The sequence below is a fragment of the Myroides odoratimimus genome (assembly GCF_030326305.1).
GTDB lineage: Bacteria > Bacteroidota > Bacteroidia > Flavobacteriales > Flavobacteriaceae > Flavobacterium > Flavobacterium odoratimimum_A.
On the sequence record NZ_JACAKB010000001.1, the window covers coordinates 256,477 to 274,561 of the forward strand.

An 18,085-nucleotide genomic window follows, 5' to 3' on the forward strand; every position below is an offset into this window, starting at 1 on the left:
ATTATGAGTAATAAAGTAATTCACGCACTATACAACGATGATGATGTGTTGTTACATGCTGTAAAAGAAACACGAGATGCTCATCATCATATTGAAGAAATCTATACACCATTCCCAGTACACGGTCTAGACAAGGCTATGGGATTAAAACCTACAAGATTAGCTATTTGTGCTTTCTTATATGGTTTGGTAGGACTTTCTTTCGGTACATTCATGATGTATTATATTATGATTGTAGATTGGCCACAAGATATTGGAGGTAAACCAAGTTTTAGCTTCATTCAGAATATGCCATCATTCGTTCCAATTATGTTTGAGATGACTGTATTATTTGCAGCTCACTTAATGGTTCTTACTTTCTTTATGAGAAGTAAATTATGGCCTTTCAAGAAAGCTGAAAATCCTGATGTAAGAACTACAGATGATCACTTCTTAATGGAAGTAGCTTTGAAAACTGATGAAGCAGCAGCGATTGAGTTCTTCAAACAAACGGGAGCAGTTGAAGTTAAAGTAATTGAAAAGCAATTGTAGAATGAAAACGATATATAAAATAGTAGCTTTAGTAGGGGTATCAGTTTTGACTACTTCTTGTTTTAATAAAGAACGTGCAAACTATCAATTTATGCCAAATATGTACGAGTCAGCTGCATATGAGACATATTCTGAAGTTCCTACTACAGTTTTTAAAAATGGTAAAGAAGGTCAGTTACCTGCTGAAGGATCTATACCACGCGGATTTTCACCTGAGGAGTATGAGAATACTCCAGAAGGTTTAGCAATGGCTAGATTAAATCAAAAATCACCATTATCTGCAGAGGAGAAAGATTTAGAAAAAGGTAAAGAGTTATATACAATTTACTGCTCAGTTTGTCACGGAGGAGCTGGGGATGGAAAAGGTAATTTAGTGAAAAAAGAAAAATTCTTAGGGGTTCCTAACTATAAAGATAGAGAGCTAACTGAAGGAGGAATATACCACGTAATTACTTATGGTTTGAATTCAATGGGATCTCATGCTAACCAATTAACTCAACATGAACGTTGGTTAGTTACAGATTACGTATTAAAATTGAAATCAGAATAATAAATTGTAAAACTTATTTGAAAGTTTAGATATGTACACATTTTCAAAAAATTTGAAGACTTTTGCAATCGTCCTTATGGTTCTAGGACTTGTAGGGATTGCATATGGTTTCTTCAGTGCCCCTAAGACAACTGCTGAAGTAGAGCAGATCTTAACTGAGCAAGCTCATCATGATGGTGGTGAGCATCATGTATCTGCTGCAGACCATTCTGTGTCTGACGCTGATCATGCTGAACATCAAAAACATTTAGAACATGTTCTTGGTCAAATGCAAAATAAACCTTGGACTGCGTTATATGTAGCTTGTATTTTCGTTATGCTAGTAGCAGTTGGTATTCTAACTTTTTATGCTATTAACAATGCTGCTAGTGCTGGATGGTCTCCAGTATTATTCAGAGTAATGGAGGGATTATCAGCTTATGTATTGCCAGGATCAGTTATATTCTTTGTGATTTTATTAATTTCTGTATTGGGAGGAAACCATTTATTTATTTGGGCTGACCAAGCAGTAGTTGATGCAGATCCAATTATTCAAGGGAAAGCTGGATACTTAAATGTACCTTTCTTCTTAATTAGAACAGTTATCTATTTAGCTGGATGGAACTTTTATAGAATTTATGCTCGTAAACAATCTTTAGCTTTAGATGATAGTGGTGATCAAACTTACTACAAAAAGATATTTAAAGCTTCAGCTGCTTTCTTAGTATTCTTTATCGTTACTGAGTCTATGGCATCTTGGGATTGGATTATGTCGATTGATACTCACTGGTATAGTACATTATTCGGATGGTATGTATTCGCTAGTTTCTTTGTAACAGCTATTACAACTATCGCTTTTGTTACTCTTTATTTAAAGAACAAAGGATACTTAGAATATGTTAATACTAGTCATATTCACGATTTAGCTAAATTTATGTTTGGATTAAGTATATTCTGGACTTATCTTTGGTTCTCTCAATTCATGTTACAGTGGTATTCTAATATTCCAGAGGAGGTTACTTACTTTATCTTTAGAATTCAAGAATATAACTTACCATTCTTCGGAATGTTAGTATTGAATTTCTTATTGCCATTATTATTATTAATCAATACAGATTTCAAACGTTTAACTTGGATTGTTGTAATGGCAGGATCTTGTATCATCGTAGGTCACTATATTGACTTCTTTATGATGATCTCTCCTGGTACAGTTGGAGGTTCTTGGTTTATTGGTGTTTCTGAGATAGCTTCACTTATTTTCTTCATTGGATTATTTATCTATGTTGGATTTAGTGCAATTGCTAAAGCGCCATTATTAGCTAAGAATAACCCATTGATTGAAGAGAGTAAACATTTTCACTATTAATATTTAAAAATAAACAAATGACAAGTTTATTAATATTAGCTGCGGTTGTATTGTTAGGAGTTGCTGTATGGCAACTGACGAAAATATTTGATTTGACTCAAGTAGGTTCTCACCCTGATGATATTTCTACAGAGATCGCTAATGAGAAGGATAATAACATCAATGGTTATTTGACTTTCGCTTTCTTAGGATTCATCTATATCTTCACTATCTTCTGTTTAGTAGAGTATGGAAGTTTTCCTTTGATGGATAACCCTGCGTCAGAGCATGGAAAAGAGGTTGACAATTTAATGTGGATCTCAATGGGATTAATTGGAGTTGTTCAAATTTTTACTCAGTTCTTATTACACTACTTTGCATTCAAAGGACGTGGAATAAACGGTAGAAAAGCTCGTTTCTATTCAGATAATGATAAATTAGAAGCTCTTTGGACAATTATCCCTGTAATTACATTATCAGGTTTAATTCTTTATGGATTATTTGCTTGGAATGATATTATGTTTGTAGATGAAGAAGAAGACGTTCTTATTGTTGAAGTATATGCTAAACAATTCGGATGGGATGTTCGTTACTCTGGAACAGATAACACTTTAGGTAAAGCTAACGTTCGTTTTATTGAAGGTATCAACTTAGTAGGGGTAGACATGTCTGACCCGAATGCTGCTGATGATAAAATGGCAAAAGAATTACACTTGCCAAAAGGTAAAAAAGTAGTATTGAAGTTCCGTTCGCAAGACGTACTTCACTCAGCTTACTTACCTCACTTTAGAGCACAAATGAACTGTGTTCCTGGTATGGTTACTCAGTTTGCTTTCGTTCCTACTGTTACTACAGCAGAAATGAGAGAACGTGAGGCGATTGTGAAAAAAGTTAGTAATATTAACGATATTAGAGCTGAAAGAAGCCAAGAGTTAATCGCTAAAGGAGAAGAGGCATTAGAACCTTATTCATTTGATTATTTAATTTTATGTAATAAGATTTGTGGAGCTTCTCACTACAATATGCAAATGAAAGTTGTTGTAGAGACTCCTGAAGAATTCGAATCTTGGTTGAAAGAACTACCTACATTGAAAGAGCAAGTTGCTGCTGAAAAAGCTAGTAACGCACCTGCTCCAGCAGTAGAGGAAGTTCCTGCAGCAGTTGAAGAAGTTGAAACTGAAGCTATCGCTCAAGTAGGAAAATAAAACTCACATATTAAAATCAATCTATAACTATGTCAGTAGAAGGACACGAAAACAATCACGATCACTCACATGATCATGATCATCACGATAAAGGGAACTTCTTTACTAAATATGTGTTTAGTTTAGACCACAAGATGATTGCTAAGCAATACCTGATTACAGGTATTATTATGGGAATCATCGGGATTGGAATGTCTCTGTTATTTAGAATGCAAATTGCTTGGCCAGAAGAATCTTTTACAGTATTCAAATGGTTCTTAGGTGATAAAATGGCTCCTGATGGAGTTATGAAAAATGATGCTTATCTTGCCCTAGTAACGATGCACGGTACCATAATGGTATTCTTCGTTTTAACTGCTGGATTAAGTGGTACGTTCTCGAACTTACTTATTCCATTGCAGATTGGAGCACGTGATATGGCTTCAGGATTCTTAAATATGCTATCTTATTGGTTATTCTTTATTTCTGCAGTATTAATGATTATTTCATTATTCGTAGAAGGTGGACCAGCATCTTCTGGATGGACAGTATATCCTCCGTTGAGTGCATTACCACAAGCTATACCTGGTTCAGGAATGGGAATGACATTATGGTTAGTATCTATGGCAATCTTTATCGCATCTTCTTTAATGGGATCGTTAAACTATGTTGCTACAGTAATTAACTTAAGAACTAAAGGAATGTCTATGACAAGATTACCATTAACAGTGTGGGCTTTATTTACTACAGCTATTATTGGTATCGTATCATTCCCAGTTTTATTATCTGCAGCTTTATTATTGTTATTCGATAGAAGTTTTGGAACATCATTCTTCTTATCAGATATTTATTTAGCTGGAGAAGTATTACATTACCAAGGAGGTTCTCCTGTATTATATGAGCACTTATTCTGGTTCTTAGGTCACCCTGAGGTATATATCGTAATTTTACCAGCGATGGGTATTACGTCAGAAATTATTGCTTGTAACGCTCGTAAGCCAATTTTTGGTTACCGTGCGATGATTGCTTCTATTTTAGGTATTGCTTTCTTATCAACAATTGTATGGGGACACCACATGTTCGTATCTGGTATGAACCCATTCTTAGGATCTGTATTTACATTTACTACGTTATTGATTGCAATTCCTTCAGCAGTAAAAGCATTCAACTATATCACTACAATTTGGAGTGGTAATATCCAAATGAACCCTGCAATGTTATTCTGTATTGGATTCGTATCTACGTTTATTACAGGAGGTTTAACAGGGATTATTTTAGGAGATTCAACATTAGATATCAACGTTCACGATACATATTTCGTTATTGCTCACTTCCACTTAGTAATGGGTATTTCTGCTCTTTATGGAATGTTTGCTGGTATCTACCACTGGTTCCCTAAAATGTTTGGACGTATGATGAATAAAAACTTAGGTTATATCCACTTCTGGGTAACTGCAGTTTGTGCTTACGGAGTATTCTTCCCAATGCACTTCATCGGATTAGCTGGTTTACCACGTCGTTATTATTCAAATACTGCATTCCCATTATTTGATGAGTTCTACGATGTAAACGTGTTAATTACAGTATTCGCTTTAGTTGGATCTGCTTTCCAATTAGTGTTCTTATGGAACTTCTTCTATAGTATTTTCTATGGTAAGAAAGCTACTCAGAACCCATGGAGAAGTAACTCTCTTGAGTGGACTACACCAGTTGAACATATTCATGGTAACTGGCCTGGAGAATTACCAGTTGTTTACAGATGGCCTTATGACTATAGTAAACCTGGATTACCAGAAGATTACGCTCCTCAAAACATGCCATTCGTTGCAGGTGAAGAGGAATTACATCACTAAGATTATATTTCTTATAGATATTAAAAAGTCATCCGAAAGGATGACTTTTTTTGTTAGTGTAGACTCTGATATTTCAATTATATTTGTACTATGAATGAGAATTTAAACCCAACTAATAAGCACTTTTCTTCTGATGAATTAGATGTTGAGAAGAAGTTGCGCCCGCTGTCATTTGATGATTTTGCTGGGCAAGATCAGGTATTAGAGAATTTAAGGATTTTCGTTGAAGCTGCTAATCAAAGGGGAGAAGCTTTAGATCACACTTTGTTTCATGGACCTCCAGGACTTGGTAAGACTACATTAGCTAATATTTTGGCTAATGAACTTGATGTGGGAATTAAGATTACTTCTGGACCAGTTTTAGATAAACCTGGTGATTTAGCAGGGTTATTAACTAATCTTGAAGAACGAGATGTTTTATTCATTGATGAGATTCATCGTTTAAGTCCTATTGTAGAAGAGTATTTGTATTCTGCCATGGAAGACTTTAAGATCGATATTATGATAGAGTCTGGTCCGAATGCACGTACAGTTCAGATTCATTTAAATCCTTTTACATTAGTAGGTGCGACTACTCGTTCTGGACTGTTAACGTCACCAATGAGAGCTCGTTTTGGTATTCAAAGTCGTCTTCAATATTACAATAAAGAATTATTAGCGACTATCATAGAACGTAGTGCTTCTATCTTGGGAGTCCATATTGACTTGGAAGCAGCTATAGAAATTGCTGGTAGAAGTAGAGGAACACCTCGTATTGCAAACGCATTGTTGAGACGTGTGCGAGATTTTGCTCAGATAAAGGGGAATGGTGATATTGATATCGAGATTTCAAAATATGCTTTAAATTCATTGAATGTAGATTCATTTGGATTAGATGAGATGGATAATAAGATATTGAGTACGATTATTGATAAGTTTAAAGGTGGACCTGTAGGATTATCTACGTTAGCGACTGCTGTTTCTGAGAATGGTGAAACAATAGAGGAAGTTTATGAACCTTACTTAATTCAAGAAGGTTTTATTATACGTACTCCTAGAGGTCGTGAGGTGACTGATAAAGCTTATAAACACTTAGGTAGAGAAAGAATTCATCCACAAGGTGGACTTTTTGATATGTAGAGATCATACAAGTGATTAGATGATTGAAAATAAAAGTAAATATTCTACTATTATAAAAGCCGAGGCCAAACGCCTTGGCTTTTCGTCTTGTGGTATTTCTAAGGCAGATTTCTTAGAGAAGGAGGCACCTCGTTTAGAGCAGTGGTTAAATAAGCAGATGCATGGGCAGATGTCTTATATGGAAAATCATTTTGATAAACGTTTAGATCCAAGATTACTTGTTGAAGGAGCAAAAAGTGTGGTATCATTAACTTTAAACTATTATCCAGAAGAGAGACAGATTAATGACACTTATAAAATATCAAAGTATGCTTATGGCGAGGATTATCACCACGTGATAAAAGATAAGTTAAAGGAGCTATTGTATTTTATAGAAAGTGAAATAGGTGCCGTTGATGGACGTGTGTTTGTTGATTCAGCTCCTGTGTTAGATAAAGCTTGGGCTGCTAAATCTGGATTGGGATGGGTAGGTAAGAACAACAATTTGATTAATAGAAAAAGTGGTTCTTTCTTTTTTATTGCTGAATTAATAATTGATTTAGAGCTAGAGGAAGATGGGCCTACTACTGATCATTGCGGAACTTGTACTAAGTGTATAGATGCTTGTCCAACAGAGGCTATAGAGAGTCCTTATATCGTTAATGGGAGTAAATGTATTTCCTATCTAACTATAGAATTGAAAGATGATATACCGAGTCAATTTAGCGGTAAATTAGATAATTGGATGTTTGGATGCGATGTTTGTCAAGATGTTTGTCCGTGGAATCGCTTTGCTTCACCACATAAAGAACAAAGATTTATTCCTAATACTGCGTTAATTGAGTACTCAAAGCGTGAATGGAAAGAACTAACGAAGGAGACTTTTAATGAAATTTTTAAAAAATCTGCAATTAAAAGAACGAAATACGAAGGCTTGTTGCGAAATATGCAATTTTTAAGGGAGTGAATTTCGTAAATCCGAATTATATTACAAAAAGGTTATCTTTGTTCATCACGTTAAATGTAAATATATGAATAAAGATAGTTTACGTAGAGAAGCACTTAAATACCATGCTGAACCAACGCCTGGTAAAATTCAAGTTGTTCCTACGAAGAAGTATTCATCACAAAGAGACTTAGCCTTAGCATATTCACCAGGTGTAGCAGAGCCTTGTCTGGAAATTGCAAGCGATGTAAATAATGTATATAAATACACAGCAAAAGGTAATTTAGTTGCTGTTATCTCTAATGGTACTGCAGTACTTGGACTTGGAGATATCGGGGCTGAAGCTTCTAAACCAGTAATGGAGGGGAAAGGATTGCTGTTTAAGATTTTTGCAGATATTGATGTTTTTGATATTGAGGTAGATACTACTGATGTAGATAAATTTATTGAAACTGTGAAGAATATTTCTCCAACTTTTGGAGGAATTAACTTAGAAGATATCAAAGCTCCAGAGTCTTTTGAAATAGAAAGAAGGCTGAAAGAAGAATTAGATATTCCAGTAATGCACGATGACCAACATGGTACAGCTATTATCTCAGCAGCAGCGTTGCTAAATGCAGTAGAGTTAGCAGGTAAGAAGATGGAAGAAATCACGATGGTGGTTTCTGGTGCTGGTTCAGCGGCTATTGCATGTGCTAAATTATATGTTGCTTTTGGTGTTAAACAAGAGAATATTAAAATGTTTAACAGTAAAGGTGTTTTAAAGAAAGACGATACGCGTATTTCAGATTTACAAAGAGAGTTTGCTATTGATAACGATATCTCTTTAGCAGATGCTTTAAAAGGAACTGATGTGTTTATTGGGTTATCTACTGCGGATGTTTTAAAACCTGAAATGCTTTTAGGTATGGCAGATAATCCAATCGTTTTTGCGATGGCTAATCCAAGACCTGAAATCGACTATAACCTTGCAACTTCTACACGTAAGGATGTGATTATGGCTACTGGTCGTTCTGATTTCCCTAACCAAGTTAATAACGTATTAGGTTTCCCTTATATTTTTAGAGGAGCCTTAGATGTACGTGCTACTAAAATTAACGAAGAAATGAAGATGGCTGCTGTAGTGGCTTTAGCTAAGTTAGCTAAAGAACCAGTGCCTGAACAAGTAAATATTGCTTACGGAGAAACTAAGTTTACTTTCGGTAGAGAGTATATTATTCCTAAGCCATTTGATCCAAGACTTATATCTGTTGTTCCTCCTGCAGTTGCAAAAGCAGCTATGGAAAGTGGAATAGCACTTGCTCCAATTACAGATTGGGAGGAGTATAAATCTTCTTTAGAAGAAAGAATGGGATCAGATAATAAATTAGTGCGTATGTTAATCAACCGTGCTAAGACTGAACCTAAACGCGTAGTGTATGCTGAAGCAGATCATTTGGATGTATTAAAGGCTGCTCAGATTGCTTATGAAGAAGGTATGGTGACTCCAATTTTATTAGGAGATAAAGAAACTATTCAAGAGCTTAAGAAAGAAATAGAGTTCAATGATGATGTAGAAATTATTGATCCTAAGTCTGACGAACAAAAAGAGAGAAGAGCTGCTTTTGCTAATGCTTATTGGCAAACTAGAAAGCGCAAAGGAGTTACTCTATATGATGCAGGTAAATTGATGCTAGAAAGAAATTACTTTGCATCTATGTTAGTGAATGAAGGGCAGGCTGATGCTATGTTGACAGGATATTCTCGTAGTTACCCTAATGTAGTAAAACCTATCTTAGAATTAATACCTCGTGCACAGGGAGTTAGTAGAGTAGCTACAACGAACTTAATGATGACAAAGAGAGGACCAATGTTCTTAGCAGATACTGCTATTAATCCTGATCCTAGTGCAGAAGATTTAGCTAAAATAGCTGTGATGACAGAGAAGACTGTACGTATGTTCGGTATGGAGCCTGTTGTTGCAATGTTATCATATGCTAACTTTGGATCTGCACCTAATGCTTCTCCAACAAAAATGAAAGAGGCAGTTAGCATCTTACATGAGCAACATCCTGAGATGGTTGTAGATGGTGAGATTCAAATCGACTTCGCTTTAAATAGTGAAATGTTGAAGAAGAAATTCCCTTTCTCTAAATTAGTAGATAAGAAAGTGAATACTCTTATTTTCCCTAACCTAGATTCTGCTAACATCACTTATAAAATGTTGAAAGAATTGAATAAAGCGACATCTATTGGCCCTATTATTTTAGGTTTAGATAAAGCAGTTCACGTATTCCAATTAGGTGCTAGTGTTGATGAGATGGTTAATATGACAGCTGTAGCTGTAGTAGATGCTCAAGTACGTGAGAATCGCAAAAAGAAATAATATACTGGTACTCTGAATAGTAGTTGTGCGATTAGTTATTTGTTAGTAAATAGTTAATATTTATTGTTATTTTTGAAGTAAAATTCGATATAATAATGATAGCACATATTCAAGGACGCCTAGTAGAAAAAACAGCCACAGAAGTGGTAATAGATTGCGGGGGAGTAGGATATCTTATCCATATTTCCCTGCATACTTTTTCTCAAATTGGTTCCTCAGAAAATTTGAGATTATATACTTACCTACAAATAAAAGAAGACGGACATACTCTGTTCGGCTTTATAGATAAGATAGAACGTGAATTATTTAAACTATTGATATCGGTATCGGGTATTGGTGGTAATACTGCACGTAATATGCTTTCATCTATTGCTCCTAAAGAGCTTCTACAAGCTATTGCTTCTGCAGATGTAAAAACAATCCAATCTGTTAAAGGAATTGGAGCTAAGACTGCTCAGCGTGTTATACTTGACTTACAAGAAAAGGTAATAAAATTGTATAATATTGATGAAGTTTCTCCTGTTATTAACAATACAAATGCAGATGAAGCGTTATCAGCTTTAGAGGTATTAGGTTTTGTGCGTAAATCAGCTGAAAAAGTTGTTGATAAGATTATGAAGCAAACACCTGATGCATCTGTTGAATTCATCATTAAGCAAGCTTTAAAAAATTTATAAATTTTGAGGGGGCAATTTCCTATATCAAAGTCAATTTTTTTTTGGCTAATTGTTCTTTTTTTGAGTGTACAAGGAATGTATGCTCAAGATCCAGATGAACAAGTAGCTGATAGTCTACAAACTCAATATGATATTGGGAAAATTGTCATACCTGATCCTAATCTTATTAAGGAAGCATATTCCTATGATCCTTTAACGGATAGCTATTATTTTACTAAAACTTTTGACGGTTTTAATGTAAACTACCCTCTTGTACTAACACGTAAAGAGTTTGAGGAACTAATAATGCGAGCTGAATTGCGTAAGTATTTTCAGCAGCGCTTCAATGTAATGCATGGACGTGAGGAGAATGAGGAGATTAAGCGTGATATGTTACCACGTTATTACGTAAATTCGAAGTTGTTCAGTACTATTTTTGGATCGAATACCATCGATGTGAAGCCTACAGGGTCTGTAGAGTTTGATATGGGAGTTCGCTATAGCAAGCAAGATAATCCTGTAGTGTCTACACGTAATCGTAAGAATATGGCGTTTGATTTTAATCAACGCATTAGTATGGGATTACAAGGAATGGTAGGTACTAGACTAGCGGTGAATATTAATTATGATACGCAGGCTACTTTTGACTTTCAGAATATGATGAAATTATCTTTCGCACCAGATGAAGATGATATCGTACGTAAAGTAGAAGTAGGTAATGTAAGTATGCCTATTAGTGGTTCGTTAGTTAGAGGAGCACAGAGTTTATTTGGGGTAAAGACAGAATTACAGTTCGGTAGAACGACTATTACAGGAGTGTTCTCAGAGCAGAAGTCTCAGACGACTTCTATTCGCGCTGATGGAGCAGGTACTTTAGAAGAGTTTGAATTAGATGCATTAGATTATGATGAAGATAGACACTTCTTTTTATCTCATTATTTTAGAAATAACTATGATGAGGCTTTAGAGAAATATCCGTTTATCAAAAGTAGAGTACGTATCACTCGTGTAGAAGTATGGATAACGAATCGATATGGGCGTGTTAATCAAACAGGTAATAATGCACGTAATATTATAGCTATACAGGATTTAGGAGAAGGACAGAATAAATTAGGTAGACCTAATACAGATGTTGTTTCTAAGGCAGAGCCTAAATTCTTTACTATTAATGGAGTACCTAATGCATACCCTGATAATGCGAATAACCAATATGACCCAGGAAATATTGGTAGTAATTATTTAAATTCATCTATTCGATTAAATACATCAGGTACAAGTGGATTTACTGTACCTGTACAAGAAGGAAGAGATTTTGTACGTTTAGAGGGAGCGCGTAAGTTAAGTGCCAGTGAGTTCACATTCCATCCTCAGTTAGGATACATATCATTACAACAAAAACTTTCTAATGACGAAGTGCTTGCTGTAGCGTTCCAATACTCTATTGGGGATAAGATATATCAAGTGGGTGAGTTTGGTACTGATGGAGGGATGACTGTATTGCCTCCTGGTGTAGATGAAGCAAACCCAGATGTGCCACAGAGTCAATCGCTTATTCTGAAATTATTAAAAAGTAACTTTACTTTAGTAGGACAGCCAGTATGGAAACTGATGATGAAGAATATCTATCAGATTCCGAATGCGATGTATATCTCACAAGATAAGTTTAGATTTAATATTCTTTATACAGATCCAAGTCCACTGAATTATATTAGTTCTGTAGATGGAAAACCGTTGCCTCCAGATGTAGAGCGTACACCGTTATTAAAAGTATTCCATTTAGACCGATTGAATTATACGAATGATCCTCAGCAAGGAGGAGATGGTTTCTTTGACTTCTTGCCTAATGGAGGAATGCAAAATACGTTCGATCCTACTAATGCAGGTAATATGAATAATGGTTATGGTAATAATAACAATGGTGGCTATGGCGGTAATGGAGGATATGGAGGTAATAGTGGCGGCTTTGGAAACAATGGTGGTTTTGGAAATAATGGTGGATACGGCAATAACGGAGGCTATGGCAACAGTGGAGGGTATGGAAATAATAATAACCAATACAACAGTAATACATTTGACGGGATTACGATAGACCCAATGTATGGTCGTATTATTTTTACGACTGTTGAGCCTTTTGGAGAACATTTATTTAAAAAGCTTTCGGCTAATCAGTTAAGTGAAGATTATAACGAATCTAGTTCATATAATAAAAACCAATCGAAATATGTCTTTAGAAGTATGTATCGTACTACTAAAGCAGAAGCTCTACGAAACCAAAATGAGAAGAATAAGTTCCAGTTAAAAGGGAAATTCTCTAGTTCAATGGGAGAAGGCATTCCTATCGGATCATTTAATGTAGCTCCGGGATCAGTTATTGTTAGAGCAGCGGGTAGGGTATTAGTAGAAGGAGTTGATTATACAGTCGATTATAGTAGAGGGCGTGTGATGATATTAGATCCAGGTTTAAAGGCATCTAATACACCTATCGAGGTCTCTGTTGAGAATAATACGATGTTTGGTCAGCAGACTAAACGCTTCTTTGGAATGCACGTAGAACATAAGTTTAGCAAAGACTTTATATTAGGAGGTACATTCTTACAGATGTCAGAGCGTCCTTTTACTCATAAATCGAGTTATGGTCAAGAAGCTGTGAATAATACTATTTGGGGATTGAATGCTCAGTATTCTACTGAGGTACCTTTCTTAACTAGAATGGTTAATAAGCTACCTAATATAGATACAGATGTAGAGTCTAGAGTTTCGTTTAGAGGAGAATTTGCTTATTTAAAACCAGGTTCTTCTAAATTAGATCAGATGAATGGTGAAGCGACTTCTTATATTGATGATTTTGAGGGAATGCAATCTGTTATTGATGTTAAGTCACCTCTTTCATGGAAGTTGTCGAGTGTACCAGTAGGATTCCATGGATTGAATGAACTAGATAGTGATAGAGATAAGATGGATGTAGTTTTGCCAGCATATTCTCTAGAGGATGGGTATAGAAGATCTAAGATGTCATGGTATTCGATCGATCCAACGTTCTATGTAGGAAGCAAACCAGATGGGGTAAGTGAGTATGATCTATCATCTAATAGAACACGTAGAATTTACAGTGAAGAGTTATTCCCTGACAAAGATATTGCTTATGGAGAGAGTCGTGTGATTAATACACTTGACTTGACTTATTATCCAGAGGAGAGAGGACCTTATAACTTTAATAAGAGCTATCTAACGAACCCTCGCTCTTTAACACCTAGAAAAAACTGGGCAGGTATTATGCGTGGTTTGACAACTACGAACTTTGAACAAGCGAATATTGAGTTTGTAGAGTTTTGGGTAATGGACCCTTATGTTGGAAAAAATGGTGATGCACTAACTGCTCAGAATACTGGAGAGCTTAGATTAAACTTAGGTTTTATCAGTGAAGATATTTTAAGAGATGGACATAAGCAGTATGAGAATGGACTACCTGATACAGGTGCTAATGCTGTTACAACGATTAATACGGTTTGGGGAAAAGTGCCTTCAGCTCCTTCATTAGTTTATGCATTTGATAACAATGCAGAGAATAGAAGGTTACAAGATGTTGGGCTTGATGGTTTAAATGACGAAGAAGAAAGAGCTTTCTTTAAAGATTTTGCTGGATTTAGTGATCCTGCAGCAGATAACTTTGTACATTATTTAGATGCTCAAGGTGGGATACTAGAGCGTTATAGAGATTATAATGGTTTAGAAAATAATAGTCCAGCTGGTGGAGGTAGAGCAGGTAATAATCAACCTGATACGGAAGATATCGATGGTGATAATACCATGAATACTATTGACGCTTATTATGAGTATAAGGTTAACGTGAAACCTAATACCATAGTAGGTGACAAATATGTTACAGATGTCAGAGAAACTAAAGTACAGTTACCTGATGGATCTGTATCTGATGTAAGATGGATTCAGTACAAAATCCCGATTGACACTAAAGGAAAAAAAGTAGGAGCTATAGAAGATACGAGATCAATGAAGTTTATGAGAATGTATCTTACAGGTTTCGAAAAACAAGTAACGCTTCGATTTGGAACTTTGAACTTGGTTCGATCGGATTGGAAGCGATATGACAGAAACCTTATGGAAAATACTTCAGGGAATATTGAAGAAAAATATCCTAATACAGGAATAGATGTGTCTTCTGTGAATCTAACAGATAATTATGATCGTAAACCTATTCCTTATGTAACTCCTCCTGGGGTAAGAAGAGAACAGGTTTATATGAACAACACCTTGATTAATCAGAATGAACAATCACTTTCATTAAAGATTTATCCAAAAGACTTAAATGCATATCCTTTAGGTTTAATGCCAAATGATGCTAGAGGGGTATTTAAGAACTTTAATGTAGATATGCGTCAGTATAAAAAACTGAGAATGTTTATCCACGGAGAGTCTTTAGAAGGTGGTGCATCGAGACGTTTACAAGATTATGAGATGGCGGCATTCATCCGTATAGGTAGTGATGTTATTGAGAACTTCTATGAAGTAGAAATCCCATTAAAAATAACAAATGGTGGAGAGACTAATCCTGATGCGATTTGGCCAGAAGAGAATGAACTAAATCTTCCTATAGACTTACTTGCGAAGTTAAAAGTGATGAAGATGGGAGAAGTATCTCGTCCTGGTTTTGACAGTTCTAAGATATTTTATGTGAATGAAGAGGAGTTAAATCCAAGCGCTGGGGATAAACCTAATAAAGTAAGACTAGGGATAAAAGGAAATCCAAACTTTGGAAAAGTAAGGATGATGATGATAGGGATACGTAATATCTCACCAGGAGCAGAAGCCCTATCAGGAGAGTTCTGGTTCGATGAACTACGTATGTCTGATATGGATAATAAAGGAGGATGGGCTGCTACAGCTACTATTGATGCTAATATAGCAGACTTTGCTAATATCTCTTTGACGGGGATGAAGTCTACTATTGGTTTTGGTGGCTTAGAGCAAGGGCCTCAAGATCGCAGTCGTGAAGATAGAAAGTCGTACAGTGTCATGACAAATGTAAACTTAGGACAACTATTACCTAAACGCTGGGGAATCACACTGCCATTTAACTATGCTATTAGCGAAGAGTTTATTACACCTGAGTACGACCCAATGAATCCTGATTTAAAATTGAGTTATATTAAATCTGGAGCGAAGACATCGGCCGAAGCAGAAGAGGCAGAGAAGAGAGCGATGGACTATACTAAGCGTAAGAGTATAAACTTTATTGGTGTTAATAAACAGAGAGGCCCAGAACAGAAGAATCGTATTTATGATATAGAGAATATCACTGTATCTCACTCATATAATGAGGTAAGACACCATGATTTTGAAATAGAGTCCATGTTAGAACAGCAGGTGAGATCATCACTTGATTATACTTATGCTTTCGAAACGAAATCAGTAGAACCATTTAAAAATATCGGTTTTATGAAAGGACAATATTGGGGGCTACTTAGAGATTTTAACTTTAATTATGTACCTACTAATATATCTTTTAGCTCTAATATTATGCGTCAGTATAATAGACAAGAGTTTAGACTAATAGATGTAGAAGGGATAGGTTTAGATCCATTGTATAGAAGAAATTATTTCTTCAATTATAACTTTGGATTCAATTTTGACTTGACTAAATCTCTTCGATTAAGTTATATCGGAGGTAGTAATAATATCGTTCGAAACTATTATGATAGTGTAAATGGAATCGTAGATAATACAAATACGATATGGGATGATTACTTTAATATTGGTGAGCCTAATCAGTTTACACAACAGTTAACGGTGAATTATGAATTGCCATTTAGTAAGATTCCAGTATTGTCTTTTATCCGTTCTAATTATGCTTATACAGGTAGTTTTAACTGGCAACGTGCATCAGATGCTTATTCTAATATTGACATAGACGGTATTAATTATTCTCTGGGGAACACGATTCAGAATGCGAGAACACAACGTCTGAATACTACTTTAGGTATGGAGACTTTGTATCGTTATTTAGGATTAGTAAAGAGCTCTGATCGCAAAAGGACTCCTTCTAAGGCAAAGAAAGCAACTATCGTTCCTGGACAGAAAGTAGTACAAGCGAAAGAAGATACTAAGAAAAAAGACAACAAGGAGAAGGGAGAACCTTCTGCATTTGGTACAGCTACGAAGGATTTATTAATAGGAGTATTAACTTCTGTAAAGAATATTCAGATTAATTACTCTGAGAATAGTGGTACGATGTTACCAGGTTTCTTACCTACCGTAGGTTTCTTTGGTACATCTAAACCTGACTTAGGATTCGTGTTTGGTAACCAAGCGGACATTAGATATGATGCTGCTCGCAAAGGGTATTTAACAGATTACCCAGAGATGAATCAACCTTATACTACAATTAGTAATAAGACACTTAATTTGAATGCTTCAGTTTCTTTAATACCTGATTTGACTATTGATTTGTATGCTGAGCGTATGAAGTCTGATAACTATTCAGAACAATTCGTAGTGCAGAATGGTGAGTATATGGGACAAGCGCCTTATAGCTATGGTAACTTTAGTATGTCTACTGTGATGATAGGTACAGCATTTTCTAGTAGTGATTTAATGAGTTCAGCTACTTTTGACAGAATGTTGGATAATCGTATTATCGTAGCAAATAGATTAGCTGTAGAACGCGGCATTGATATTACTAATCCTGCTAATCTAGATAGAGAAGGATTCCCGATTGGATATAGCAAAGGAAGTCAGTCTGTTTTATTACCGTCTTTTGTGGCGGCGTATACTGGTAAGGATGCAAATAAGGTGTCGACAGGATTGTTTAAAGGAATACCTTTACCAAACTGGAACTTGAAATATAGAGGATTAATGAAAATAGGATGGTTTAAAGATAACTTCAAAAACTTCTCTATTAACCATGGCTATAGAGCATCTTATACATTGGGGTCTTATAGTTATAATACAGACTATTATAAAGCTCCGAATGAAGTAAATAAATTTGGTAATTATCCTAGTAAATATGTAGTAAACAATGCTACATTATTTGAGCAGTTTAATCCTCTAATTCGCTTCGATGTAGAGACAAAATCTTCGATAAGAATGTCTTTAGAGATGAGAAAAGATAGAATGCTTTCTTTGAGTTTTGACAATAATTTATTGACAGAGACTAACGGGAATGACTTTGTATTAGGATTAGGGTATCGCGTGAAAGACGTAGGATTTAACTCGATGTACGCTAACAATGGAATGGGAGGAAGAATCGCTAGTGATATTAATATTAAGGCAGATTTTACATTGACAAAGAGGGAGACTGTAGTTCGTTATTTAGATTACGGAAATAGTCAGACAGGGGGAGGACAAGATATGTGGTCATTAAGATTGACAGCAGATTATATGTTGAGTAAGAATCTTACAGCTATCTTCTTCTATGATCACTCATTCTCTAAAGCGGTAATTTCGACTATGTATCCAATCACTAATATTCGAGCAGGTTTTACAATGCGATATAATTTTGGAAATTAACGGATATTGGTTCCACATTATGTAATAATATTATACATTTGCTAAAAACTTATT

The 18,085-nt window shown here is 35.4% G+C and carries 10 protein-coding genes; all 10 read left to right on the forward strand.

Features of this window, described 5'->3' with window-relative positions; all coding sequences use genetic code 11:
* The first annotated feature begins 3 nt into the window (after positions 1 to 3).
* The 10 genes from HX049_RS01140 (at position 4) to sprA (ending at position 18,031) form a co-directional block, all read left to right on the forward strand.
* Positions 4 to 531 carry a DUF3341 domain-containing protein gene (locus HX049_RS01140; RefSeq protein ID WP_006257362.1) on the forward strand — a complete coding sequence of 176 codons (528 nt, stop codon included), beginning with the start codon at positions 4 to 6 and terminating at the stop codon, positions 529 to 531.
* A gap of 1 nt (position 532) precedes the next feature.
* A complete protein-coding gene (locus HX049_RS01145) occupies positions 533 to 1,081 on the forward strand; it encodes a c-type cytochrome (protein WP_286413479.1) in 549 nt (182 codons plus the stop codon).
* 31 nt (positions 1,082 to 1,112) lie between these two features.
* On the forward strand, positions 1,113 to 2,426 hold the full coding sequence (locus HX049_RS01150) for a quinol:cytochrome C oxidoreductase (RefSeq protein WP_286413480.1): 1,314 nt from the start codon (positions 1,113 to 1,115) through the stop codon (positions 2,424 to 2,426).
* A 17-nt stretch (positions 2,427 to 2,443) separates the two neighbouring features.
* Positions 2,444 to 3,610: a cytochrome c oxidase subunit II gene (locus HX049_RS01155; protein ID WP_041888878.1), complete on the forward strand. Its 1,167-nt coding sequence runs from the start codon at positions 2,444 to 2,446 to the stop codon at positions 3,608 to 3,610.
* 29 nt (positions 3,611 to 3,639) lie between these two features.
* Positions 3,640 to 5,442 (forward strand): cytochrome c oxidase subunit I, encoded by a 1,803-nt coding sequence (locus HX049_RS01160; protein ID WP_006257358.1) that lies wholly within the window; start codon positions 3,640 to 3,642, stop codon positions 5,440 to 5,442.
* Between the two features lie 90 nt (positions 5,443 to 5,532).
* Positions 5,533 to 6,561: a Holliday junction branch migration DNA helicase RuvB gene (ruvB, locus tag HX049_RS01165; protein WP_286413482.1), complete on the forward strand. Its 1,029-nt coding sequence runs from the start codon at positions 5,533 to 5,535 to the stop codon at positions 6,559 to 6,561.
* A gap of 19 nt (positions 6,562 to 6,580) precedes the next feature.
* Complete coding sequence (gene queG, locus HX049_RS01170; protein ID WP_286413484.1) at positions 6,581 to 7,507, forward strand: tRNA epoxyqueuosine(34) reductase QueG; 927 nt, start codon at positions 6,581 to 6,583, stop codon at positions 7,505 to 7,507.
* A 64-nt stretch (positions 7,508 to 7,571) separates the two neighbouring features.
* Entirely contained in the window at positions 7,572 to 9,851 is a 2,280-nt protein-coding gene (locus tag HX049_RS01175; RefSeq protein ID WP_286413486.1) for an NADP-dependent malic enzyme, read from the forward strand.
* A gap of 95 nt (positions 9,852 to 9,946) precedes the next feature.
* The gene (gene ruvA / locus HX049_RS01180) at positions 9,947 to 10,528 is read left to right on the forward strand and encodes a Holliday junction branch migration protein RuvA (RefSeq protein ID WP_006257354.1); all 582 of its coding nucleotides are present in this window, start codon (positions 9,947 to 9,949) and stop codon (positions 10,526 to 10,528) included.
* A gap of 3 nt (positions 10,529 to 10,531) precedes the next feature.
* Positions 10,532 to 18,031, forward strand: a complete 7,500-nt coding sequence (gene sprA / locus HX049_RS01185; RefSeq protein ID WP_286413487.1) for a cell surface protein SprA — start codon at positions 10,532 to 10,534, stop codon at positions 18,029 to 18,031.
* Positions 18,032 to 18,085 lie beyond the last annotated feature (54 nt).